The organism is Aneurinibacillus danicus, assembly GCF_007991215.1.
Lineage (GTDB): Bacteria > Bacillota > Bacilli > Aneurinibacillales > Aneurinibacillaceae > Aneurinibacillus > Aneurinibacillus danicus.
The window spans coordinates 19,887-41,184 of record NZ_BJXX01000011.1 but is presented as its reverse complement, the minus strand read 5'-3'; the positions used below and the strand labels follow the sequence as shown (position 1 = coordinate 41,184).

The 21,298-nt window shown below is 46.4% G+C and carries 21 protein-coding genes, 1 pseudogene and 1 riboswitch; of the genes and pseudogenes, 4 read left to right on the top strand and 18 right to left on the bottom strand.

Annotation, left to right across the window (positions count from 1 at the left end):
• Positions 1–6: 6 nt before the first annotated feature.
• The 4 genes from ADA01nite_RS00770 to ADA01nite_RS00755 form a co-directional block, all read right to left on the bottom strand.
• Complete coding sequence (locus tag ADA01nite_RS00770; protein WP_146807988.1) at positions 7–849, bottom strand: MetQ/NlpA family ABC transporter substrate-binding protein; 843 nt, start codon at positions 847–849, stop codon at positions 7–9.
• 24 nt (positions 850–873) lie between these two features.
• Entirely contained in the window at positions 874–1,536 is a 663-nt protein-coding gene (locus tag ADA01nite_RS00765) for a methionine ABC transporter permease (RefSeq protein ID WP_146807987.1), read from the bottom strand.
• A complete protein-coding gene (locus ADA01nite_RS00760) occupies positions 1,529–2,293 on the bottom strand; it encodes a methionine ABC transporter ATP-binding protein (RefSeq protein WP_146807986.1) in 765 nt (254 codons plus the stop codon). The genes ADA01nite_RS00765 and ADA01nite_RS00760 overlap by 8 nt, the downstream gene beginning before the upstream one ends.
• Before the next feature lie 107 nt (positions 2,294–2,400).
• Positions 2,401–2,516, bottom strand: a riboswitch (SAM riboswitch).
• A gap of 89 nt (positions 2,517–2,605) precedes the next feature.
• A complete protein-coding gene (locus tag ADA01nite_RS00755; protein ID WP_146807985.1) occupies positions 2,606–4,597 on the bottom strand; it encodes a methyl-accepting chemotaxis protein in 1,992 nt (663 codons plus the stop codon).
• Positions 4,598–4,665: 68 nt separating this feature from the next.
• Between ADA01nite_RS00755 and ADA01nite_RS00750 the strand changes: the two genes are divergently transcribed.
• A complete protein-coding gene (locus ADA01nite_RS00750) occupies positions 4,666–4,935 on the top strand; it encodes a hypothetical protein (RefSeq protein WP_146807984.1) in 270 nt (89 codons plus the stop codon).
• 17 nt (positions 4,936–4,952) lie between these two features.
• Entirely contained in the window at positions 4,953–6,689 is a 1,737-nt protein-coding gene (locus ADA01nite_RS00745; RefSeq protein ID WP_146807983.1) for a hypothetical protein, read from the top strand.
• 92 nt (positions 6,690–6,781) lie between these two features.
• On the opposite strand, the gene hxlB is transcribed toward ADA01nite_RS00745, so the two are convergent.
• Complete coding sequence (gene hxlB, locus ADA01nite_RS00740) at positions 6,782–7,339, bottom strand: 6-phospho-3-hexuloisomerase (protein ID WP_146808001.1); 558 nt, start codon at positions 7,337–7,339, stop codon at positions 6,782–6,784.
• A gap of 8 nt (positions 7,340–7,347) precedes the next feature.
• On the bottom strand, positions 7,348–7,980 hold the full coding sequence (hxlA, locus tag ADA01nite_RS00735) for a 3-hexulose-6-phosphate synthase (RefSeq protein WP_146807982.1): 633 nt from the start codon (positions 7,978–7,980) through the stop codon (positions 7,348–7,350).
• A 330-nt stretch (positions 7,981–8,310) separates the two neighbouring features.
• On the opposite strand from hxlA, the gene hxlR reads away from it, so the two are divergent.
• Entirely contained in the window at positions 8,311–8,676 is a 366-nt protein-coding gene (hxlR, locus tag ADA01nite_RS00730; RefSeq protein WP_146807981.1) for a transcriptional activator HxlR, read from the top strand.
• Between the two features lie 118 nt (positions 8,677–8,794).
• Here the strand turns inward: hxlR and ADA01nite_RS22490 are convergent.
• The 4 genes and pseudogenes from ADA01nite_RS22490 to zwf form a co-directional block, all read right to left on the bottom strand.
• A pseudogene (locus ADA01nite_RS22490) lies at positions 8,795–8,941 on the bottom strand (cyclase family protein); the annotation flags it as partial.
• Between the two features lie 116 nt (positions 8,942–9,057).
• Positions 9,058–10,395: a glucose-6-phosphate isomerase gene (locus tag ADA01nite_RS00720; protein ID WP_146807980.1), complete on the bottom strand. Its 1,338-nt coding sequence runs from the start codon at positions 10,393–10,395 to the stop codon at positions 9,058–9,060.
• 110 nt (positions 10,396–10,505) lie between these two features.
• Entirely contained in the window at positions 10,506–11,399 is an 894-nt protein-coding gene (gnd, locus tag ADA01nite_RS00715; RefSeq protein ID WP_146807979.1) for a phosphogluconate dehydrogenase (NAD(+)-dependent, decarboxylating), read from the bottom strand.
• A gap of 44 nt (positions 11,400–11,443) precedes the next feature.
• A complete protein-coding gene (gene zwf / locus ADA01nite_RS00710; protein ID WP_146807978.1) occupies positions 11,444–12,931 on the bottom strand; it encodes a glucose-6-phosphate dehydrogenase in 1,488 nt (495 codons plus the stop codon).
• Positions 12,932–13,432: 501 nt separating this feature from the next.
• Between zwf and ADA01nite_RS00705 the strand changes: the two genes are divergently transcribed.
• Positions 13,433–13,780, top strand: coding sequence for a hypothetical protein (locus ADA01nite_RS00705; protein WP_146807977.1), 348 nt, complete (start codon positions 13,433–13,435; stop codon positions 13,778–13,780).
• An 81-nt stretch (positions 13,781–13,861) separates the two neighbouring features.
• On the opposite strand, the gene rbsB is transcribed toward ADA01nite_RS00705, so the two are convergent.
• The 8 genes from rbsB to ADA01nite_RS00665 all read right to left on the bottom strand — a co-directional run bounded on the left by rbsB (position 13,862) and on the right by ADA01nite_RS00665 (position 21,215).
• Entirely contained in the window at positions 13,862–14,791 is a 930-nt protein-coding gene (gene rbsB / locus ADA01nite_RS00700) for a ribose ABC transporter substrate-binding protein RbsB (RefSeq protein WP_146807976.1), read from the bottom strand.
• A 26-nt stretch (positions 14,792–14,817) separates the two neighbouring features.
• Positions 14,818–15,759, bottom strand: coding sequence for an ABC transporter permease subunit (locus ADA01nite_RS00695; RefSeq protein WP_146807975.1), 942 nt, complete (start codon positions 15,757–15,759; stop codon positions 14,818–14,820).
• A gap of 1 nt (position 15,760) precedes the next feature.
• Entirely contained in the window at positions 15,761–17,251 is a 1,491-nt protein-coding gene (locus ADA01nite_RS00690; RefSeq protein WP_146807974.1) for a sugar ABC transporter ATP-binding protein, read from the bottom strand.
• A 19-nt stretch (positions 17,252–17,270) separates the two neighbouring features.
• Positions 17,271–17,666, bottom strand: coding sequence for a D-ribose pyranase (rbsD, locus tag ADA01nite_RS00685; protein ID WP_146807973.1), 396 nt, complete (start codon positions 17,664–17,666; stop codon positions 17,271–17,273).
• Between the two features lie 20 nt (positions 17,667–17,686).
• Positions 17,687–18,604 carry a ribokinase gene (gene rbsK / locus ADA01nite_RS00680; RefSeq protein ID WP_146807972.1) on the bottom strand — a complete coding sequence of 306 codons (918 nt, stop codon included), beginning with the start codon at positions 18,602–18,604 and terminating at the stop codon, positions 17,687–17,689.
• A 3-nt stretch (positions 18,605–18,607) separates the two neighbouring features.
• A complete protein-coding gene (locus ADA01nite_RS00675; protein WP_146807971.1) occupies positions 18,608–19,594 on the bottom strand; it encodes a LacI family DNA-binding transcriptional regulator in 987 nt (328 codons plus the stop codon).
• Positions 19,595–19,763: 169 nt separating this feature from the next.
• Entirely contained in the window at positions 19,764–20,234 is a 471-nt protein-coding gene (locus ADA01nite_RS00670) for a hypothetical protein (protein WP_146807970.1), read from the bottom strand.
• Positions 20,235–20,276: 42 nt separating this feature from the next.
• Positions 20,277–21,215 (bottom strand): lysylphosphatidylglycerol synthase transmembrane domain-containing protein, encoded by a 939-nt coding sequence (locus ADA01nite_RS00665; protein WP_170230049.1) that lies wholly within the window; start codon positions 21,213–21,215, stop codon positions 20,277–20,279.
• Positions 21,216–21,298 lie beyond the last annotated feature (83 nt).

The following is a 21,298-nucleotide window of genomic DNA, read 5'->3' as shown; positions in this document are numbered from 1 at the left end:
CTTTGTTTATTTCATGTAATCAGGTTTGACAAATCCCTGGAATTCCTTGTCGATTACATCCTTGAACTCTTGTGATTTATACGCTTCGATCAAATCTTTTACAAATTGCTTGTCTTTGTCCGCCGTTTTAATCGCTACAACGTTCATGTACTGATCCGGAATATCTTCCAATTCAAGAGCTTCTGTTAGCTTCAGGCCGGATGCGATCGCGAAGTTCCCGTTTACGAACGCATAGTCCGCATCCGCGAGCGAGCGCGGCAGTTGAGCCGCTTCAAGAGGAAGCAGTTTAATATTTTTCTTGTTTTCCACTACATCTTTTTCTGATACACGAAGCAAATCTACACCATCTTTTAACTTAATCCAGCCAAAATTCTGCATCATCACAAGCGCACGTGCCTGGTTCGTCGGATCGTTTGGCAGAGATACGGTTGCTCCCGGCTGTACTTCATCTAATGTTTTATGCTTTTGCGAGTAAATGCCAATCGGTGCGGTAGGCACTTGAATTACATCTTCAATAGGCAGGTTATGCTCTTTCGCAAAATTTTCTAGATATACAATATGCTGGAATACATTAGCGTTTAATGAACCTTCGGCCAGCGCCTGGTTTGGCTGTACATAATCATTAAACTCAACAATTTTCACTGTATACCCTTTTTTCTCAAGGATCGGTTGGATTCCTTTTTTCACCTGGTCACTGTACGGACCCGCAGTCGCGCCAATCACTAACTCTTTTGTCTCACTCTGCGGCTGGCTTGCAGTTGCCTGTTCTTCCTTCTGTCCTCCGCAAGCAGCTAAAAACGCCGTCAAAATTAAGATTAGTCCAATGAGAATAAAAGGTTTTCTTTTCACAAAAATTCCCCCTAGATGTTTTATTTAACGTTTATCTAAAAAATGCGCCAGGCGATTGCCTGTAAATTGAATAGCTTGAACAAGTATGACCAACAGCAGAACGGTTACGACCATTACATCTGTCTGGAATCTGTAATAGCCAAAGCGAATCGCCAGGTCTCCGATTCCACCGCCACCCACTACGCCGGCCATTGCCGAGTAAGAAAGGAAGCTAACGATCAATACCGTCAATCCAAGCATAAGGCCGGAACGCGCTTCGACCAGCAGTACTTTCCAGACAATCTGGTATGTAGAAGCTCCCATCGCCACTGCTGCTTCGATGACGCCTTTTGATACTTCGCGCAGTGACTGCTCAACCAAGCGGGCGAAATACGGAATCGCCGCAATCGAGAGCGGAACGGCTGCCGCTACCGGACCGATGGTTGTGCCGATAAGCGCCCGCGTCAGCGGAATCAATGCCACCAGCAAAATCAGAAATGGAAATGAACGAACCACATTAACAAGGGTGCTAAGGATTCGGAATAAAATCGGCTTTTCCAAAGGTTGTCCTTTGTCTGTCAAAAAGAGCAGAATACCGAGCGGAGTTCCTAACAACAGTGCAGCTCCGATGGAAATGCCAACCATCACGAAGGTCTGCACGATAGAAAGACCTATTTCCGGCAACAGCGGAATAATATTATCAAACATGAATGACCCCTCTTTTCTCTGTGAATTCCTCTTCAAATAATAGTTTGGCAATATCGGTCTTCGGCGCGATTTCTTTTTCGGAGAGCGACAGCTTTTCAACGAGATGCCCGTTCTCCATTACCGCCACTTTGTTGCAGATCTCTTTCACTACGTTCATTTCATGTGTTACCAGAAGAATGGTAACACCCAGATTCTGGTTGATTTCTTTAAGGAAAGCCAGAATCGACCGCGTAGTCTGCGGATCTAATGCTGACGTCGGTTCGTCACACAGCAGCACTTTTGGCCGGCTGGCCAACGCCCGCGCAATGGCGACCCGCTGTTTCTGTCCACCGCTCAGTTTGGACGGATAACTGTTTATTTTTTCTGTGAGCCCCACAATTTCCAGGCATTCGCGAACCCGTGCTTCTCTCTCTTCTTTCCCGATTCCGGCGACCTCAAGCGGAAACGCTACGTTTCCTGCTACGGTCCGGTTATTTAAAAGATTAAAGTGTTGAAAGATCATGCCAATGGACTGCCGTGCTTTCCGCAAGTCTTTTTTTGACAGACTTGTCAACTCCTGACCATCCACATACACTTTCCCGTCGTCCGGTTTCTCAAGCAGGTTGACCATCCGCAGCAGCGTCGATTTCCCCGCACCGCTAAATCCGATGATACCGTACACGTCCCCTTCTTCTACGTGAAGCGAAGCCGGCGCTACCGCCTGAAAAACACCATTGGGTGACATATAACTTTTACTAACATTCTGTAATTTAATCATGCCCTTTTCTCCCTCTTTCTCCTGGTCTCCTGTAAAGAGAAATAAAAACGACCTCTTGCCGGGCAAGAGGTCGACGAATGCATACGATATACTAAAGTCCGTCCGACCTCTTATCTTTCAGCGCATACGCACTGCTGGAGTTGGCACCGTTCAAATCCTGTTTCAGGATCCAATGGTTGCCGAGGTTTCACTGGGCCAGTCCCTCCGCCTCTCTGGATAAGAGTCTGAATTGTTCTCATGTTCAGTTGTTGATTTTATTTTAGCAAATTAAACCGCAAAGTCAACTAAGAATTATATAAATATTTTCTCGTTTTAAATTTTGAATTGTCTAATGGCTTGGTGCAGCTCTTCCGCCATCCGGCTTAGCATAGTGGAAGCAGCGGCTATTTGCTGAATCGATGTTACCTGCTCCTCAGAATATGAGGCAACGCTTTGAGAATGTACGGCCGATTTCTGCACTATGTCTAAAATGTCCTTAGCCTCTCTCATAATGTTCTGTGAACTGGCCGACATCTGCTGTGACGAAGCGGAAATCTCCACAATTTGATCGGAGATCTTCTCAACCGCCTGCAGAATTGTTTGGAAAATTCGACCGGCATCGTCGACGGCAACCATACCGTTTTTTACTTCATGTGTGCCTTTTTCCATTGACTTCACAGCATGCTGGGTATCTTTCTGAATATCCTGTACCATCTGTGCAATCTGAGCGGCGGAGCCTTTCGATTGCTCCGCCAGTTTCCGAACTTCATTCGCTACTACGGCGAATCCTTTGCCCTGCTCCCCGGCACGCGCCGCCTCTATCGCCGCATTCAACGCCAGCAGATTCGTCTGATTGGCGATTTCTGTAATCACGCTAATGATATCCCCGATCTGGTTTGATCTTTCACCAAGCACACGAACGATCGAAGCCGCATCATCCACTGAGACGCGAATCGTGTCCATCTGCTGTACCGCCTTCTGAATCACCTCATTTCCTTGCTCTGCCTCATGAGCTGTCTGCCGGGCTGCTTCTGATACGACGGACGAAGAAGCAGCGACACGCTGTACCCCTTCGTTCATTTCCCCCATCATCTGCGATGTCCTCTCGATCCCTTTTACCTGATTCTCTACTCCGGACGCCACTTCATGAGTATAGGCCGTAATCTGATCCAGCGTTTGGCTGGTATGCCCTACTCCGGTTGCTAATTCATGCGAAGAAGCGGCCACCTGCTCCGCCGTCGTATGAACACGCCGAATCAATGTCTGCAGATTATCAACCATTTCGTTGACAGCATGCGACAACTGACCGATTTCGTCATTCCCTTCAGCATGAAGCGGCTGCACACGTAAATCACCGCTTGCCACCTGATTGGCCAAGGCAGAGATTTCACGAATTCTGCGAAACGGCCGGCGAAGCACAAAATACAAAACCGCCCCAATGGCAAGAAGGGTGATAACCGCCGAGACAATTACTTTAAAAAGAAGCGCAGTAAGAGGTGCCATGAATTCCTGCAACGGTACATCCAGTACCATGATCCACTGCGTGCCTGTTACGGTTGTAAAGAATACCATACGCTCAACTCCACCAATGGTAACCTGCTTCATCCCGCTCTTTTCTTTTATCATCTGGCCAGCCAGTTCTCTTTGTGCCTCATCGCCCTGCTTCAGTACGTTTTCTTTCAATATCTTCGTTTTATCCGGATGGTGGATGAGAGTGCCATCCGCCTGGAATACATATACGATGTCCGAGCTCCCCACTTTGAAATCCGTCACTTTCTTAAATACTTCCTTTATTGGGGAAGCCCCGCTGACCAGTCCTTTTACCTTTTCATTTCTATCAAAAATGGGGGTTTCGAAAGAGATAATCAGATTAGAGACGTCCGCTTTATCAGGAAACGGATTGGAAATGATATTCTTTCCGGCCATCACATCGGGAAACGTGGATTCGCTGCCAATCTGGATAGTAACACCAAAATCAAGGGTTAAATTTCCTTGTGTATCCCCCAGTCCAATCGAAGAATACGTGCTGCCCATCCTTGCCCGCTCACGCTGAAAATACGTAAGAACTTCTTGTTTGTTTCCAAAACGAACGATATCCGTATTCGCCATGATGACCACTTCCGACATGCGGGTATTAAGCCATGTTTCCAGCTGGCTTGCGTGAATGTTTACCTGCGAGCGGGCGTTTTCCTCCAGGGACGTCACAATCAACCGTTTGGCGGACCAGTAATTGAGAGCTCCCATCGCCGTCAGTGCAATCCCTGTCAGACTCAATATAATTGCAATCATTTTTACTACAAATGCACGTCTCTTTTTCTCTTCCATATATACAAAAACCTCCTCCTTTTTACCTCTCTTCTATTATTTTACAATAAAATGTGAAAAAAAGCACAATGTTTCCCGGGGAAAATATCCATTCACCGAAGACATGCGGCCTGCTGTACACAAACCGTTTTATGCTGCTGGCCTGGCAGGAAAAAGAGAAGGACATCGAATCCTATCTGCTTGGCCGCAACTTCCTGCTGATTCAGCCGGATCGCTATGCGGTGAAATATACGCGCTTGCGTATCCAGGGCGAGCGTATTCTGCAAAGTCTCCAGGGATTATACCGGACGCTGTTTGACAAAGACATTCCCGGCACCGAATACGACTATACCCTCTAGAACGGCGGTGATGGCAGATGATGATTCGCAGCACCCGTGTCGACCGCTATGTGTTTGACGGATTCATTCGTTCTTCACGTGCGGCGCAGGAGTGGATACAGGAGGCAAAGCAGCAGGCCAACTGGTTTACCGTCGAATTGTTCGCCGATTTTTTTCTCTGTTTTTATCTCGCTAAACCGGAAATCGATCCGGGCAAAGACGCGGAGCCGTTTCACCGCTGGCTGGTCGACACACTCAGGAAGCAGTATTTCTACCGGACCATCCACCCGCGCACCGTCTCACAGGCCAGCGCGTCGTTCAAAACAGCGTTAAAAGCATTGATGTGGCTTACCCATACCTATCAAGAAGAAGTGAAACAGCGGGAAAAAGACGAGCAACAGCATATCTCGCTCGGTGTGGATCAGGCAGAAGGTCAGCAGGGAGAAGAAGCGGTGCAAGTCAGCGAGCAGCTGTCGGAAAAGCAGATTGAGAAGCTAAAGCTGGTCGGCTACACGCTTCAACAGGAAAAGAGAAATGCGGAAGAGAGGCAGGAAGCACAGGATACACGCCCGTTGGTGGAAGCAGAAATCCAGGCGCTGCGCGAACGTATTTCTTTCCTGCAGGAAGAGATGCGCACCGAATTTACCAAGAGGTCTAAGTTAAAACAGAGGTTGAAAAAGGCAGAAGAAGCTCTCGCCAAACGGGAAAAACAGCAAAAACGACTTGCACGCCAGGAAAAAGAAGCAATGTCCCGGCTTGAAGAAGAACTGGGGCAATGGCTGGATACTTCATTGAAACAAACGCTCTCCACCGAAGAAGAAGAAAGCTTATTTTTGCATGAACTTCTGGAAGCAAGCCAGCGGTTCGCCAACCGGCGCTGGGGAAGCGAACTCGGCAAGCTAAGGCGCCAGGCGTTCGACCGCTATCTGGAATGGGTGGAAAAACTGCAGAAACACCCTGATTTGCTTTCGTTTCTGCAGGAAGTCGGACGCAATGTACATCAGTACCGGGTGAGTAAAAGAAAAAGGCGTACCACACGTATTCCGGAGGCATATGACGACCTGCGGCAGTCCGGCGACATCTCACACATGCTGCCAAGCGAGGCAGCGCTGCTTTCTGACGAAATTTATGAGCCGTACTTTATGGTGAAATGGCTTGAACAGAAGCTAATGACGTACAATACCACCGGTTTCATTGAAGAGCCACAGAAAGGCCCGGTCATCTGCATGCTGGATACGTCACATTCGATGCGCGGAAGCAAGCTAAGGCTGGCACAGATTTTCACCATGACCTTCGCGGCTCTCAGTCTGTCGGAAAGGCGTGATTTTCTGCTCCTGCTGTTCGGCGCGAAAGGCGAGCTTAAAGAACAGCCGCTCTATCACCGGAAACCGGATTGGCCGGCATTCTACAGCCTATCGCAGATGGCGTTCGGGGGCGGCACGCATTTTGACGCACCAATCCGGCGCGGTATTGAGTTCATAGAACAAAGCGCCGCATTTCGCGACGCCGATTTCGTTATGGTGACGGACGGTGTGGGACACATCTCGCCTCCTGTGCGCGAGCGGCTCGCCGAATTGGGAATGAGCCGACATGTCCGGCTGCATTCGCTTATTGTCGGCTCGGCACGCCAGCACCTTGTCCAAAAATACGACATACTCGGAGTTTCACATCGTGTCCGTTTCGCAACCAGCTGGGAAGCGCAGGAGGACAGCAATATGGAGCTTTTGCTGGATGTATTCAAGAATGATGAGCAGAGAAAGAATGAAAAATATTGAAACCAAAAAATCCGGTTTTCTCTATAATCAAGAGAAAACCGGATTTTTTGATTTATAAGCGAAAACTCCGTTATGCTGAAGGACTCCTTGCTCTACTCAAGATTGGCATGTCTGCCAAACATAGTGGTGGAGTCCAGTCCCTTTTTCTCCATCAACCTCAATATAACTGCATCGTAGAATAATAAGAGGGTTTGCTCAAATAATGACCCCATTGGCTGTATGGTTTTGTATCCGCTGTCCGATTTGTCTTTAGGTGAGCCCGGTAATTTAATTGCGATATCCGCCAACCGTCCGATGGTCGATTCAGGGAAAATCGTTACAACCGCCACGGTTCCACCTAAACTTTTTGCTTTCTCAGCCATGGAAACCAAACTTTTCGTTTCTCCTGAACCGGATCCGATAATCAATATATCATCTTTTTCCAGGTTAGGGGTGACCGTTTCGCCTACTACATAGGCATCTAAACCCATGTGCATCATTCGCATCGCAAAGGACTTGGACATTAATCCCGATCTTCCTGCGCCCGCTACAAAAATTTTCTTTGATTCAAGAATCCCATTTACGAGCTTTTCGGCTTCTTCATTAGAGATTAGGTCAACTGTCTGACTTAACTCCCTGATGATTTTGTCTACATATTGAGTAGTCTCCATCATTGCTATTACCCTTGTGTAACCAATTTTTTCATTTCAGCAGCTGCAGCTTTTTTATCTGCTTGTCCGGTAATACCGCCGCCTACAATGACAAGATCGGGTTGTGCTTTAATCACTTCCGGAAGCGTTTCTAATTTAATGCCGCCTGCGATGGCAGTTTTCGCATTTTTTACAACACGTTTAATGGTTTGAAGATCTTCAAAAGAATTTTTTCCGACTGCTTGAAGATCATAGCCTGTGTGCACACAGATGTAGTCTACACCAAACTCATCAACTTCTTTAGCTCGTTTTTCGAGATCCTTCACAGCGATCATATCAACCAGGATTTTTTTCCCTTGTTTTTTCGCTTCTTCAACAGCACCCTTGATGGACATATCTTCAGCCGCTCCGAGAATAGTAATGATATCAGCACCGGCTTCGGATGCCTTCATCACCTCATATCCGGCTGCATCCATAATTTTCAGGTCTGCCAATACTTTCAAATTAGGGAATGCTTCTTTGATTTCCTTTACAGCTCTAAGACCTTCATTAATAACAACCGGCGTACCGATTTCTACGATATCAATATATTCCTCAACTTCTTTCACCAGCGCTTTTGCTTCTGGGATGTTTACAAGATCTAACGCTAATTGAAGTTCCATGAATTCTTCACTCCTATTAAAAATTCTATTTTTGTTTTCCGGGCTTAATTCATTTGGTATTATGACGAACCTGCCCAAAAAACATTCGATGTTTTGTGTTTGGTTAACACATGCTTTATTTTAGGATCATACCTTTAAAAAAGGAAGTATGCACTTTTTTGTGATGTAGTAACAAAAAGTATACTATATTACTTCTACAGGCAGCCGTTATTTATTACTTGCATAGACGTCAGTATACTATGTATAATATTAATCTGTAAGTAGATATATTAATGTCATGTAGTATCCAAAAGTATACTATGGTTTGTAGTAGCCCTGGAGGTGAAACGAATGAGACGTATTCATGAAAAGGCATTTAACTGTGAAAAAGAATTGACTCTTTCCGTCATCGGCGGAAAATGGAAGATGATTATTTTATGGCATTTAGGAAAAAGTGGTACAAAGCGGTTTAGTGAACTGAAAGCCCTTATCCCCGGCATTACACAAAAAATGCTGGTCAACCATCTGCGGGAGCTGGAAGAAGATCAGATTGTTCATCGCGAAGTTTATCCCGTTGTTCCTCCAAAAGTGGAATATTCACTGACAGAACTGGGAAAAAGCTTAATGCCTGTCCTTGATTCTATGTATGAATGGGGTAAAAACTATATGGAGACGGTCTTAAAGAATCAGGTGGAAAGGATGGAATCCATCCAGTAGGAAAAATACTCAACGAAAAAGATAAAACGATTGCGGTAAAGGAAAACATTTCAACCAGTATATAGAAAGTTTTGGGGAGCAAAAAAACGCTCCCTTTTCCCTGCATGGATGATTTCATCTTAGATCTTGGATGTCCGGGTTGACTTCTTTCTATCCCAAGCGCATCTGTTCCTACTCCCCGTACTCCTAACCGGGTAAGATATTCCGCTCCATCCTCTGCCAGAAAAATAAAATCAAAATTAAATGTATCTTCGAATGAATTTTTTGGTTACATCGTACATTTTCATTTTATCCACCTCTTATATATCCGCGTCTTTCCCGATCAAAAGGTTAATGTACTCGCCACATACGAAATACATTAACCTAATGAATGGTAACGATTTATTTGGATAAACGCTTCTCGAGTTGATTCCTCTCTTCTTCAAAGCCCGGCTTGCCAAGCAGGGCAAACATATTCTTCTTATAAGCTTCAACCCCCGGCTGATCAAACGGATTTACACCCAGCAGGTGTCCGCTAATCCCGCAAGCCTTCTCGAAAAAGTAGACCATTTCACCAAACGTGTATTCATTCATTTCATCAAGTTCAACAATCAAATTAGGTACTCCCCCGTCTACATGGGCGAGTAACGTACCCTGAAATGCTTTTTTGTTGACTTCATCCATTGTCTTGCCGGCCAAGAAGTTCAATCCATCGATATTTCCCGGATCTTCTTGAATCGTCAATTCAATCCGAGGTTTCTTTACCTGCAGCACGGTTTCTATTAGATCCCGGCGACCCTCCTGAACATATTGTCCCATGGAATGCAAGTCCGTTGTAAAATCGACCGATGCAGGAAAAAGACCTTTTTGATCTTTTCCTTCACTTTCCCCAAATAGCTGCTTCCACCATTCGGATACATAATGAAGGGATGGCTCATAGTTAACCAGCAATTCGATGGTTTTCCCCTTACGGTACAGAGCATTTCGCACAGCAGCGTACTGATAGCTCTCATTGTTCAACAGGTCAGGATTATTGTATTTGTGATAAGCCGCTGCTGCTCCTTCCATCATCCGATCAATATTGAGTCCAGCTACGGCAATCGGTAAGAGACCGACTGCTGTCAGGACAGAATATCTTCCGCCTACATCATCCGGAATTACAAAGGTTTCATATCCTTCTTCATCAGCAAGCTTTTTTAACGCTCCTTTTGCTTGATCCGTGGTTACATAAATACGTTTTCCCGCCTCTTCTTTCCCGTATTTTTTCTCCATATAGTCACTGAAAATACGGAAAGCAATAGCAGGTTCCGTGGTTGTTCCCGATTTAGAAATGACATTGATTGAGATGTCCTTGTCCTCCAACACTTCTAACAAATGGGACATATAAGTAGAACTCATATTTTGACCAGCGAAATAAACTTGTGTCGTATCATTCCTTTGGTTATGAAAGGTATGGGACAATGCTTCAATAGCCGCCCTTGCACCTAAATAGGACCCCCCTATGCCGATAACAATAAGAGCGTCTGAATTATTCCTAATTCTCTCAGCAGCTTGTTTAATTCGCACAAATTCTTCTTTGTCATAATTGATTGGCCAATCAACCCAACCAAGAAAATCAGAACCGGGGCCCTTCTTTTCATGAAGAAAGCTATGAGCAACTTTCACAGATTCACTCAGGTTTTCTACTTCACTCTTTTTCATAAAGGGTAATGCATTAGAAAAATCAAATGAAATGGCCATGCCAATTCCTCCCTTTGCCTGTGCGTACTTATTGTTCCGATATCGATAGTTTTCGGATTTTGAATTCACTCTATCCCATCTTTAACCATTTGTCGGCTTTTTTCAATTTTTTACTTTTTTTCTACAGCATGCCCTCCAAATTCATTGCGAAGAGCGGCTACCACTTTACCTGTAAAAGTGTCATCTTCTAATGAACGATAACGCATCAATAAAGACATGGCGATGACAGGCGTAGCGGTTTGTAAATCCAAGGCGGTCTCAACCGTCCATTTTCCTTCACCAGAAGAATGCATGACCCCTTTGATTTCATCCAATTTTGCATCTTTAGAAAACGCACGCTCGGTTAGCTCCATTAGCCATGAACGAATCACCGAGCCGTTATTCCACACTCTTGCTACTTTTTCATAGTCATAATCGAATTCGCTTTTCTCTAATACTTCGAATCCTTCACCAATGGCAGCCATCATCCCGTATTCAATTCCATTATGAACCATTTTTAAGAAGTGACCACTCCCTGCTTTTCCGGCATATAAATACCCGTTTTCAACAGCTGTATCTCGGAAAATCGGCTCCACAATGCGCCAAGCTTCAGGATCTCCCCCAACCATGTAACAGGCTCCATTGCGGGCACCTTCCATCCCACCGGATGTCCCTGCATCCATAAAGCTTACCCCGGCTTTCTTTAATTGGTTGTAACGGCGAATCGATTCCTTATAGTGAGAATTCCCAGCTTCAATGACAATATCTCCTTTGGTTAACAATGGTGTAATCTCATCGATAACTGAATCCACAACGGGGTGCGGAACCATAATCCAAAGAACTCTTGGTGTATCCAATGATTGAACGAGTTCCTTTAAGCTTGACGTTCCTTTAGCCCCATATCTTCTCATTTCTTCGACCGCATTCGTATTTACATCAAACGCCACTACATCATGTTTGTGGTCGATTAGATTCTTTCCTAAGTTCAATCCCATTTTTCCTAAACCGATTAACCCGACTTTCATATTCATTGCCTCCTATTAAATAATTTTTAGTTTAAGACATAAAATCAAGTCAAAACCTCAGCAGGCTCTTTATCTAACCACCACTGAAACCCGTCCTCTTCCAGTAATTTCCGCGAAGCTTCTGGCCCCTCCGAACCTGCCGGATATAAATGAAGGGGTAAAAGATTTTCTTCAAATGCCTCTAAAATGGGCTGTACCCACTTCCAGGATGATTCCACTTCATTCCAGTGGACAAAGAAAGTGGAGTCGCCTCGCAGAGCATCAAACAACAAGAGTTCATAAGCTTCCGGTACATCTTTCGTATCAGGTGAAAAATCCACAGTGACAGGCTCAATCTGCCCACTTTTTAATGGGTTTTTACTATTTAATTGCAGCGATACACCTTCGTTTGGATTTATCTGGATTACCAATAGATTGGGGACAGGCTTTTCGTTTTGAGCGATATACAAATCCTTTACCGTATTTTTAAATTCAATGACAATATGTGTAGACTTTTCCCTCATTCTTTTCCCTGTACGGATATAAAAAGGAACTCCTTTCCAAAAAGGATCATCAATCCATAAACGAGCAGCAACGAAGGTATCCGTCATTGAAGAACGAGTAACACCCGGCTCCTCCCTATATCCAATTACCGCTTTATTTTGTATTTCTCCCGGGCCATACTGACCACGAACCACGTGTTTCACTACATCGTCTTTACGTAAAGGACGAAGAGATTCCATTACTTTTCTCTTTTCATGACGGATATCTTTAGCGGTGAGCCGTTTGGGCAGCTGCATGGCTGTCATCATCAACATTTGCAACATGTGGTTTTGAACCATATCTCGAATGGCTCCAGCATGGTCATAATAACCAGCCCTCTCTTCTACCCCAACCGTTTCACTGGCCGTAATTTGTACATTAGCAATGTATTGATTGTTCCATAAAGCTTGAAAAACAGGATTCGCAAATTCTAACGCTTCAAGATTTTGTACCATTGGTTTTCCAAGGTAATGGTCAATACGATAAATTTCATCTTCTTCAAACGCTTTACTTACTTTTTCGTTTAGGTCCTGGGCTGATTTCAAATCATGCCCAAATGGTTTTTCGATAATCAGACGTTTCCATCCCTTTGTAGAACCTAATCCACTCTCCTTGATTTTTAACGCAATCACATCAAAAAACTTGGGTGCAACGGATAAATAAAACATACGATTTTCGGGGATGCCCAACTCTTTTTCTCGACATTGAACCATTTCAAGTAACGATTGGTATCCTTCATTTTTCGTTACATCTAAGTGGCAATAACGGAAGATACGGAGAAACTCTTCTAAATTCGAGTCATCTTCTGGCTTACGTCTTGAAAAGGTTCGTAAAGATTGTTCTACAAAGCTTTGAAATTCAACATCTGTTAACTCTTGTCTTCCTACACCAATAACGGAAAATGCACGAGGTATTTTTTGATCTAAAAGCAGATTATAGATAGCTGGAAATATTTTTCTTTTTGCTAAATCACCTGTTGAGCCAAATAAAACAAAGGTCATGGAATCCACTTTTACTTCCTCCACTTTTTCAACACATTTCTTAAAAAATTTCGCTCAATCTATGTCATTTATGGGCGATACCGATATTATTAGACATATAATAATTTTAAACAAGTACATACTTTTATGTTATATAGTGTTGAAAAGTATACTAAAAGAAGGAAACTAAAAAGGAATTTCAGCTGATGATTACCGGACCGCCCTCACCGCATATACGAAAAAACAACGTGCAGTCTCTTTTATAAAGGTCACTGCACGTTGTTTTTTCTGTGAAAATCGTGAGGAAAGACGGAGAGAAAGAGGAAAGGAGATCCAGGGAAGAAAAAGGCCTTCGCCTTTTTCCCCATTGAAATCATTGTCTCGTTCTTTTCTCTCTTTTCCTTTCTTATTAGAACACAAATGTTCAACACTCTACTAAAGCAGGCTTACTTGAAGAATGTGTTCCTCATCCTTTACACTGTTCTGTAGTGATACAAAACCCGGGTGCAAAGGAGAAAGGGGAGAGCATTCATGAAGATTTTTGAAGAACCGGATTTGCTCGGCATCTACTGCGAACGGCGCGACAAAGGACATGCCGAGGAATACGCGTTTGAAATCACACAGAAATACATGTTCAATTTCTTTATGAGCAGCATGAATCGGCTTTTCTCAGCCGATAAAATGGAAATACCCGAAAGCATGCCGCCTGACGAGAAAGCCCGGCTGCAGTATCTCAAGAAATCATCGGACAAAGAGAAGCTCGAACTTATCCGTCGCTGGTACGAAGATTACAGAGACAGCGTATACTCATCCGCTAACTCCTTTGAGCGGGCATACCAGCACCGCAACTCACTCATCCGGCAACCAGAAGAAGAGTAAGCGAAAAGGATATGGGCAAAAAAGCCTCACCCCCGGTTGAATTTTATCGAAACGGAGAGGTGAGGCTTCTTCACTTATTGCTTACTGTTTAATAAGTTCAAGTGCAACCGGAATGTTTTTTTCCACTTTCTCGCCGGCGACTACTTTCTTCGCCACTTCGATGGCCTGCTTACCGATTAATTCCGGTTTCTGTGCCACGGTTGCGCCCATGCGTCCGTCTTTTACCGCGGCTACCGCATCGTCAGTTGCATCAAAACCTACAACCACAACATCTTTAAGCCCTGCTGATTGGATGGCTTTCAGCGCGCCTAAGGCCATCTCATCGTTATGCGCAAATACGGCTTTGATGTCTTTGTTGCTCTGCAGGATATTTTCCATAACGCTCATGCCTTTTGCACGGTCGAAATCAGCCGGCTGCTTGGCTACGATTTTAACGTTTTTCTCTTTATCCATGATTTCATGGAAGCCTTTGCCGCGCTCCCGTGCCGCGGAAGAGCCCGGAATACCTTCCAGCTCAACGACATTGCCCTGCTTACCAATCTTTTCAAGCAGGTATTCGGCAGCCATTTTACCACCCGCTTCGTTATCCGATGCAACATGGGACACCACTTCGCCGCCTTCTGCGCTTCTATCTACCGTAATAACCGGAATATTGGCCCGGTTCGCAGATTCGATTGCGGATACAACCGCTGCGGAATCGGTCGGATTCACCAGCAGTACGTCTACCTGACGCTGGACTAAGTCTTCAATGCCGGAGATTTGTTTTGCCGGATCATCCTGCGCGTCAACTGTAATAAGCTTCATATTGTTTTCTTTCGCTGCTTTCTCCGCGCCTTCTTTCAGCGTAACGAAGAACGGATTGCTTTGTGTAGAAATAGCCAGACCAACCGTAATCTCTTCTTTCTTCGCACCTGTTTCTTTATCGCCTGTGCCCGGCGCCTGCGTCGTGCAGCCGACCAGCATAGACAAACCAAGCATACTTACGGCAAGACCTTTAAGTAACTTTCTCATTATTGTATCCCCCTTGAATATATGGATTATGCCGCCTTCTTGCGATCAAGCAGAACAGCGAGCAGAATAACCGATCCTTTGACAACCTGCTGATAGAACGAAGATACTTCCAGCAAATTAAGCCCGTTGTTTAACACACCGATAATCATCGCTCCGACGAGCGTACCGAAAATCCAGCCGCGTCCTCCGGATAGGCTTGTTCCGCCAAGTACCACTGCGGCGATGGCGTCCAACTCGTACCCCATCCCGGCATTCGCCTGCGCCGAGTTTAAGCGCGAAGTGAGGATGATGCCTGCCAGCGCGGACAGGAATCCGGTCAACGCATAAATATATACTTTTACACGATCGACTTTAATACCTGACAGAATTGCCGCTTCTTCATTGCCCCCGATTGCATAGACGCGACGGCCGAATGCCGTTTTCTTCAAGATGAAATACAAAACGGCGAAGCAGCCGAGCATCCAGAGCACCGGAACCGGAATAACGAACAAGTAGCCCGCACCCAGCATCGTAAACATGTCGCTGTCAAAGCCGGTAATGGGACGTCCTTCTGTATATACGAGCGTCAATCCGCGGAAAATCGTCATCGTCGCAAGCGTCGCGATGAATGGCGCCACTTTTCCTTTTGCGACCAGCAAACCGTTTACCATTCCCATTATGGTTCCGGCCAATAATCCTACAAGAGTCGCAAGAACCGCATCCATGCCGCTTGCCATCAGTCCGGCCGTCAACGCTCCGGCCAGTGCCAGAATCGCACCCACGGACAGGTCAATCCCGCCGGTCAGGATGACAAACGTCATTCCGAATGCGATCAGCGCATTAATCGATACCTGACGCAGTACATTCAAAATATTGTTCAGTGTCAAAAAGTCGGGGCTCATTACCGCAAGAATAATTGAAATAACAACAAGTCCGATAAATGGCCCCAGTTTCTGAAGATTACGTGAGAAAGATTTCTTGTCTGCCATGTTACTTTCCTCCGGTGGCCGCATGCATAATCTTTTCCTGCGTGGCCTGTGTTTTGTCCATCACCGCCGCCAGTTTCCCTTCATGCATGACCAGGATACGGTCGCTCATGCCGAGAATCTCCGGCAGCTCCGACGAAATCATAAGAATTGTGACTCCTTCGGCCGTGAGTTGATTCATGATGTTGTAGATTTCTTTCTTGGCACCGATATCGACACCGCGCGTCGGCTCATCAAGAATGAGCACCTTCGGCTTGATACCCAACCACTTGCCGAAAACGACTTTCTGCTGATTGCCGCCGCTCAGCGATTTTACCGTCTGTTCACTGCTGCTTGTCTTGATATTTAAACGCTCAATCATATCACGTACAAGCTGCGCTTCTTTGGCAGGCGATATGATACCGTTCTTCGATAACGCCTCAAGATTGGTCAGCGCAATGTTTTCCCGTACAGAAAGTTCCAGCACCAATCCCTGGCTTTTCCGATCTTCCGTAACGAATGCGATACCGTGTGCAATAGCATCATCCGGTTTGCGGATACGGATTTCTTCCCCATCAAGAAAAACTTTGCCGCTTGTCTTACCTTCTATACCAAACAGCGTGCGGGCAATCTCCGTACGGCCCGAGCCCATCAGGCCGGCGATCCCCAGTACTTCGCCGCGCCGGGCAGAAAAACTAATATCTGAAATCACCTTGCCATCGCTTATATTTTCGACGCGCAGCCGTTCTTCACCAATCTGCACACTGCGCTCCGGGAACCTGTCGCCCAACTGTCGGCCCACCATCATGCGCACGATTGTTTCCAGATCCGTCTCTTTAATTATTTCTGTGCCGACAAACATGCCGTCCCGCAGTACCGAGATCCGATCGCAAATGGCAAAGATCTCTTCCATCCGGTGCGAGACGTAGACGATTCCTACTCCCCGGGCGCGCAGACCCTTCATTACCTTGAACAGTGCCTCAATCTCTCTGTCTGTCAGTGCAGCAGTAGGCTCGTCCATAATCAGCACTTCCGCGTTCAATGACAGAGCACGGGCAATCTCAATCATTTGCTGCTGGCCGATCGAAAGCGTCCCTGCTTCCGTATCCGGGTCAAGATGCACCCCCAGCTGTGCCAAGTACTCCCTGGTTTTCTTCTTCATCTCACGCGTACGAAGAATGCCGGTCCTGCCGTAACACAAATCACGGCCCAGAAACATATTTTCCATTACAGTCAGCTGCGGGATGATATTCAGTTCCTGGTGAATCACCGCAATTCCCATCTGCTCCGCTTCCTTCGGATGATTCATTTCTACTTCCTGGCCGCGAACCCGAATCGTCCCCGCATCTTTCGGATAGATGCCGGTCAGAATCTTCATGAGGGTTGATTTGCCCGCGCCGTTCTCACCCATCAGCGCATGAATTTCGCCCTTTTTCAATGAAAACGAAACATTTTTCAGCACGTTCACTTTTCCGAACGACTTGCTAATACCTGTCATTTCAATTAGCGTGCTCATATATGTCACACCCTTTTGCTTAGAAAATCACGCCGGACGAAAGAATAATATTCGCATATGGCGTAGCTTCACCCGTCCGGATGACAGCTTTTGCCTGCCCGGTCAATCGCTTAAATTCTTCATGGGACACATAGGACAGTGCCGTACCGGACAGCATCTCCTTTACCTGCCGTTCCACTGCCGCATTATGCGTCCGAATCTCGCTGGCCAGCACCGCCGCTTCTACCTGCATTTCTTCAAGAATGATCTCAAGTGTCTCGATAAACGACGGCAGACCCGGCTTTAGCGCCAAATCAATACGCGGCACACCGTCCGGAATCGGTAATCCGCAGTCTCCGATGACGATGGTATCCGTATGTCCCAATCTGGCGATAACCGCCGTGATTTCGCTGTTTAACGTTCCTATCTTCTTCATATTGCCGCTCCCCTGCTGTCTTATTCTCCTGTCTGTGCCAGGAATGCTTCCACCTGCTCATGCGACGGCATGCCGCCCTGGGCACCAAACTTTGTTACAGACAGTGCGCTTGCTGCGACTGCATACTGTACCGCCTCGGAAAGCGTTCGGCCACGACCAATCATCACCGCAAGCGCTGCGTTGAATGTATCGCCGGCACCGGTCGTATCGACGACTTCTACCTTATATCCAGGTTGATGTGCCACACGTTTTTCCCCATCACTGTAATACGCTCCGTCGCCGCCTTTTGTCATGACAAGCGTACCAGGGTATGCTTCGATCAATGACCGGAAGTCTTCCGTTTCTTCCGGATGCTTACCCAGCAAAACGGCCAATTCATATTCATTCGGCGTCAAAATTGTAATCTCTCGCAGTATATCTGCCTGCAATTCAACCGCCGGCGCCGGATTCACGATAACCGGTACATGATGGCGGCTTGCGATACGCACCGTTTCCGCTACCGTTTCAAGCGGAATCTCCAATTGAAGCAGAACTGCATCCGCTTCCCGAATCATCTGCTCGGCTCGGCGCACCTTCTCTACAGTCACCTCATGATTTGCGCCAGGCACCACAATAATCGAATTATCCCCGTTCTCCACCACGATGGAAGCGATGCCCGTCGCCACATGTGGAACCGGTTCCACATCATCCACGCAAACACCTTCCCGCCGCAAATTCTCTATTAACTCTGTACCGAAGCCATCATCGCCGACACAGCCAACCATGCGCACCTCTGCACCGAGCCGGGCGCAGGCTACCGCCTGATTAGCGCCTTTGCCGCCCGGCAATGTAGAAAATCTGTTTCCAAGCACTGTCTCTCCCAGTGCGGGCACACGCGGCGTCTCCGTTATCAGGTCCATATTAATACTTCCGACTACCACGATTTTCGGTCGCTTCATCCCTTACACCTTCCTTGTCGTTCCACGTTCAATAAGCTGTACGTCCAATTCATAATACAGCGTATCAAGCGGCTGTTTCTCAATCATCTTAATCAGCATTCGGGCAGCCAGTGCTCCCATATCATAAATTGGCTGCGCCATTGTCGTCAGCTCCGGATATACAACTTCACCCATTGTGATGCCATCATAGCCTACAATCGCCAGCTTATCCGGTATGGAGATACCGAGTATTTGCGCTGCCCGCAACGCTCCGATGGCCATCATATCGTTTCCGGCAAAGATTCCGTCGATATCCGGATACTTCTTCAGCAGTGCCAGCGTTGCGTCCGTCGCCTGCTTCATCTCATAGTTTCCCGCGACAACAAGTCCTGGATGAAACCAATCCGTCTGCTCAACGATATCAAGATAGCCTTGGCAACGCTCATCCGCATTCAACAGCTGTGCCGGACCGCGCAGGTGCGCAATCTTGCGGCAGCCCTGCGCAAGCAAAAAACGGGTTGCCTCCCTTGCCCCTTCACGGTTCTTAGACGTTACCATAGGAATCGTATCAGACGTAAGCGCCCTGTCCAGTACTACTACCGGCACTCCGAACTTATGCACTTCGTCCGCCGTTAGCGCCGTAGAAGCAAGAATAACTCCGTCAATATATCTTTGTTTCAGCACTTCAACATACTGCTTTTCTTTCTCTACACTTTCGTCAGAATTCCCTAAGATGGTTGTATAGCCATATAACTGCATTACATCTTCCACCGCACGGGCCAACTCCGGAAAAAACGGATTTGTAATATCGGGAACCATCAGGCCGATTGTACTTGTTTTCTTGTTGGATAAACTGCGTGCCACAAAGTTCGGCGTATAGCTCAATTCTTTAATTGCCCGCAGCACTTTACGTTCTGTCTCTTCGTGCACATAACCGCTTCGGTTTAATACACGCGATACTGTCGCTACAGATACGCCCGCAAGCTTTGACACATCCCTAATGGTAGCCATTCGTTTCTTCCTTCCTTACTATCCCATTATGCGTAATCGGTTACACATAATTTTAAAAAATCATTGGAAACAAATAATTATACGATAAGTAACCGGTTACATACTCTGTTCAACACATACTATAAAGGCAGAGCTTGTAATTTGTCAATCCTATTTTATTAAATGTGTTTTACTTTTTTTCATACCACTTTGATACAAATGCCGCCCGATTGGAAAATACCTCCCGTTCATACTCCTGAATAGCGCCGACAATACGTGCCGCTTCCGCAGCCATGCAGCGAAGAGCACGCACTATCTCGCCCCGAACATTGCGTCTGCTTTCTTCATGAAGTGACAGATATGGCTCCAGTGTACCGAAAGCGTCTTCAGCAATTAATCGGATGATGCGTTCTTTAAGCGCATACGGCAGCAGCAGGTCCAGCCGAAACAAGAGATAACGGCATTCATCATAGATTTCGTTGTCAAGAGTGCGTTCCTCATATCCCGTCCGTATCTTTTCTTTCAAAGTGAACAGCATACGTGTTAATTCTCGCTCATCCGGCCCTTCTTCTACCATACTCTCTGTTTCAAGAACCTGACGCTCCCGATGAAACAAACGCATCCACCATGCCGTCTTCACCTTTCCCTGCTCTCCCTTCATCCACAAATTTCCTGTTGTATAGTAGTATGTCATCATTTATCTCTATTCATTCCGATTCTTCTTTTTCCCTATCCAATCGCAAATCTGATGAAAAGAAATGGGTACACGCAGCAAGACATACGCGCCGACCACATAAGAAAATGCAAACTTAAATCCATGGCTCAACAGTGCCACGATGTAAGCATCCTGAAAGCGAATTCCAAGCGCCGCCAGCGTGAAGCTCATCACACTTTCATATGTGCCCACCCCGCCCGGCGTGAAATGAAACACCTGCCCGGCAATTGTCATGCTGTTGGCCCATACGCCTTGCACAAATGAAAGTTCCAGATTAATTGCGCGAATGACTCCAACTACCACCCACGCTTCCAGCAGCCAGCTTACGAAAGTGGTTCCGATAACCAAAATACCCCCAGACCCCGCAAGACCGCTCTGCAACAGTCTCAAGTGCTTTTCCCAAAATGCGTACGGCTTTGTACGCAGCCACATATATACCGCGCCGCAGCCAGCAACACTTGCCGCCAGAAAAAACCAGAAAAAAGCAGTAGACAGCGCAAGACCAAGTGCCAGCATACCGGTCGCCGCTATGGCACCCAATACGAGCATATCAAGCAGGCGCAGCACGACAACTGAATGCGCAGCTTCATCCCACGTAATCGCCTGCCGTGTCGCAATATAGCCAATGCGCACCGCGTCACCCACCTTTATCGGCAGTATATGGTTTAAAAACAGACTGTAAAACAATCCGTGCATACAATCCGCAAACGAAACGCGCCTCTGCAAATACGTCCGCCAAGCCCAGGCACGCAGCGCAAAGGCACTTATATACATGGCCGTCATCCATATGAGCCAGCCGGGACGCGCCAGCAGGGTCGCACTCTGACGTCGGATGAGCAACCAGTCAAACACATACAGCGTTAGCGCAAGAAACGCGCCCAGCAGCAAGGCGCGAACTACCCAAATTCCTATCAGTTTTATCTGCAATTCAAAAATCATCCTCCTTTTTGCGTATGAACCATGTGCTTTTTGTGCTTATTTAAAAATTTGTCGAAGAAATACGGTTGTCA

Excerpts from the sequence above, each read along its gene's own strand:
- ADA01nite_RS00765 (WP_146807987.1), bottom strand. The coding sequence starts at position 1,536 with ATGTTTGATAATATTATTCCGCTGTTGCCGGAAATAGGTCTTTCTATC.
- ADA01nite_RS00760 (WP_146807986.1), bottom strand. The coding sequence starts at position 2,293 with ATGATTAAATTACAGAATGTTAGTAAAAGTTATATGTCACCCAATGGT.
- ADA01nite_RS00755 (WP_146807985.1), bottom strand. The coding sequence starts at position 4,597 with ATGGAAGAGAAAAAGAGACGTGCATTTGTAGTAAAAATGATTGCAATT.
- ADA01nite_RS00750 (WP_146807984.1), top strand. The coding sequence starts at position 4,666 with ATGTTTCCCGGGGAAAATATCCATTCACCGAAGACATGCGGCCTGCTG.
- ADA01nite_RS00745 (WP_146807983.1), top strand. The coding sequence starts at position 4,953 with ATGATGATTCGCAGCACCCGTGTCGACCGCTATGTGTTTGACGGATTC.
- hxlB (WP_146808001.1), bottom strand. The coding sequence starts at position 7,339 with ATGGAGACTACTCAATATGTAGACAAAATCATCAGGGAGTTAAGTCAG.
- hxlA (WP_146807982.1), bottom strand. The coding sequence starts at position 7,980 with ATGGAACTTCAATTAGCGTTAGATCTTGTAAACATCCCAGAAGCAAAA.
- hxlR (WP_146807981.1), top strand. The coding sequence starts at position 8,311 with ATGAGACGTATTCATGAAAAGGCATTTAACTGTGAAAAAGAATTGACT.
- ADA01nite_RS00720 (WP_146807980.1), bottom strand. The coding sequence starts at position 10,395 with ATGGCCATTTCATTTGATTTTTCTAATGCATTACCCTTTATGAAAAAG.
- gnd (WP_146807979.1), bottom strand. The coding sequence starts at position 11,399 with ATGAAAGTCGGGTTAATCGGTTTAGGAAAAATGGGATTGAACTTAGGA.
- ADA01nite_RS00705 (WP_146807977.1), top strand. The coding sequence starts at position 13,433 with ATGAAGATTTTTGAAGAACCGGATTTGCTCGGCATCTACTGCGAACGG.
- rbsB (WP_146807976.1), bottom strand. The coding sequence starts at position 14,791 with ATGAGAAAGTTACTTAAAGGTCTTGCCGTAAGTATGCTTGGTTTGTCT.
- ADA01nite_RS00695 (WP_146807975.1), bottom strand. The coding sequence starts at position 15,759 with ATGGCAGACAAGAAATCTTTCTCACGTAATCTTCAGAAACTGGGGCCA.
- ADA01nite_RS00690 (WP_146807974.1), bottom strand. The coding sequence starts at position 17,251 with ATGAGCACGCTAATTGAAATGACAGGTATTAGCAAGTCGTTCGGAAAA.
- rbsD (WP_146807973.1), bottom strand. The coding sequence starts at position 17,666 with ATGAAGAAGATAGGAACGTTAAACAGCGAAATCACGGCGGTTATCGCC.
- rbsK (WP_146807972.1), bottom strand. The coding sequence starts at position 18,604 with ATGAAGCGACCGAAAATCGTGGTAGTCGGAAGTATTAATATGGACCTG.
- ADA01nite_RS00675 (WP_146807971.1), bottom strand. The coding sequence starts at position 19,594 with ATGGCTACCATTAGGGATGTGTCAAAGCTTGCGGGCGTATCTGTAGCG.
- ADA01nite_RS00670 (WP_146807970.1), bottom strand. The coding sequence starts at position 20,234 with ATGAAGGGAGAGCAGGGAAAGGTGAAGACGGCATGGTGGATGCGTTTG.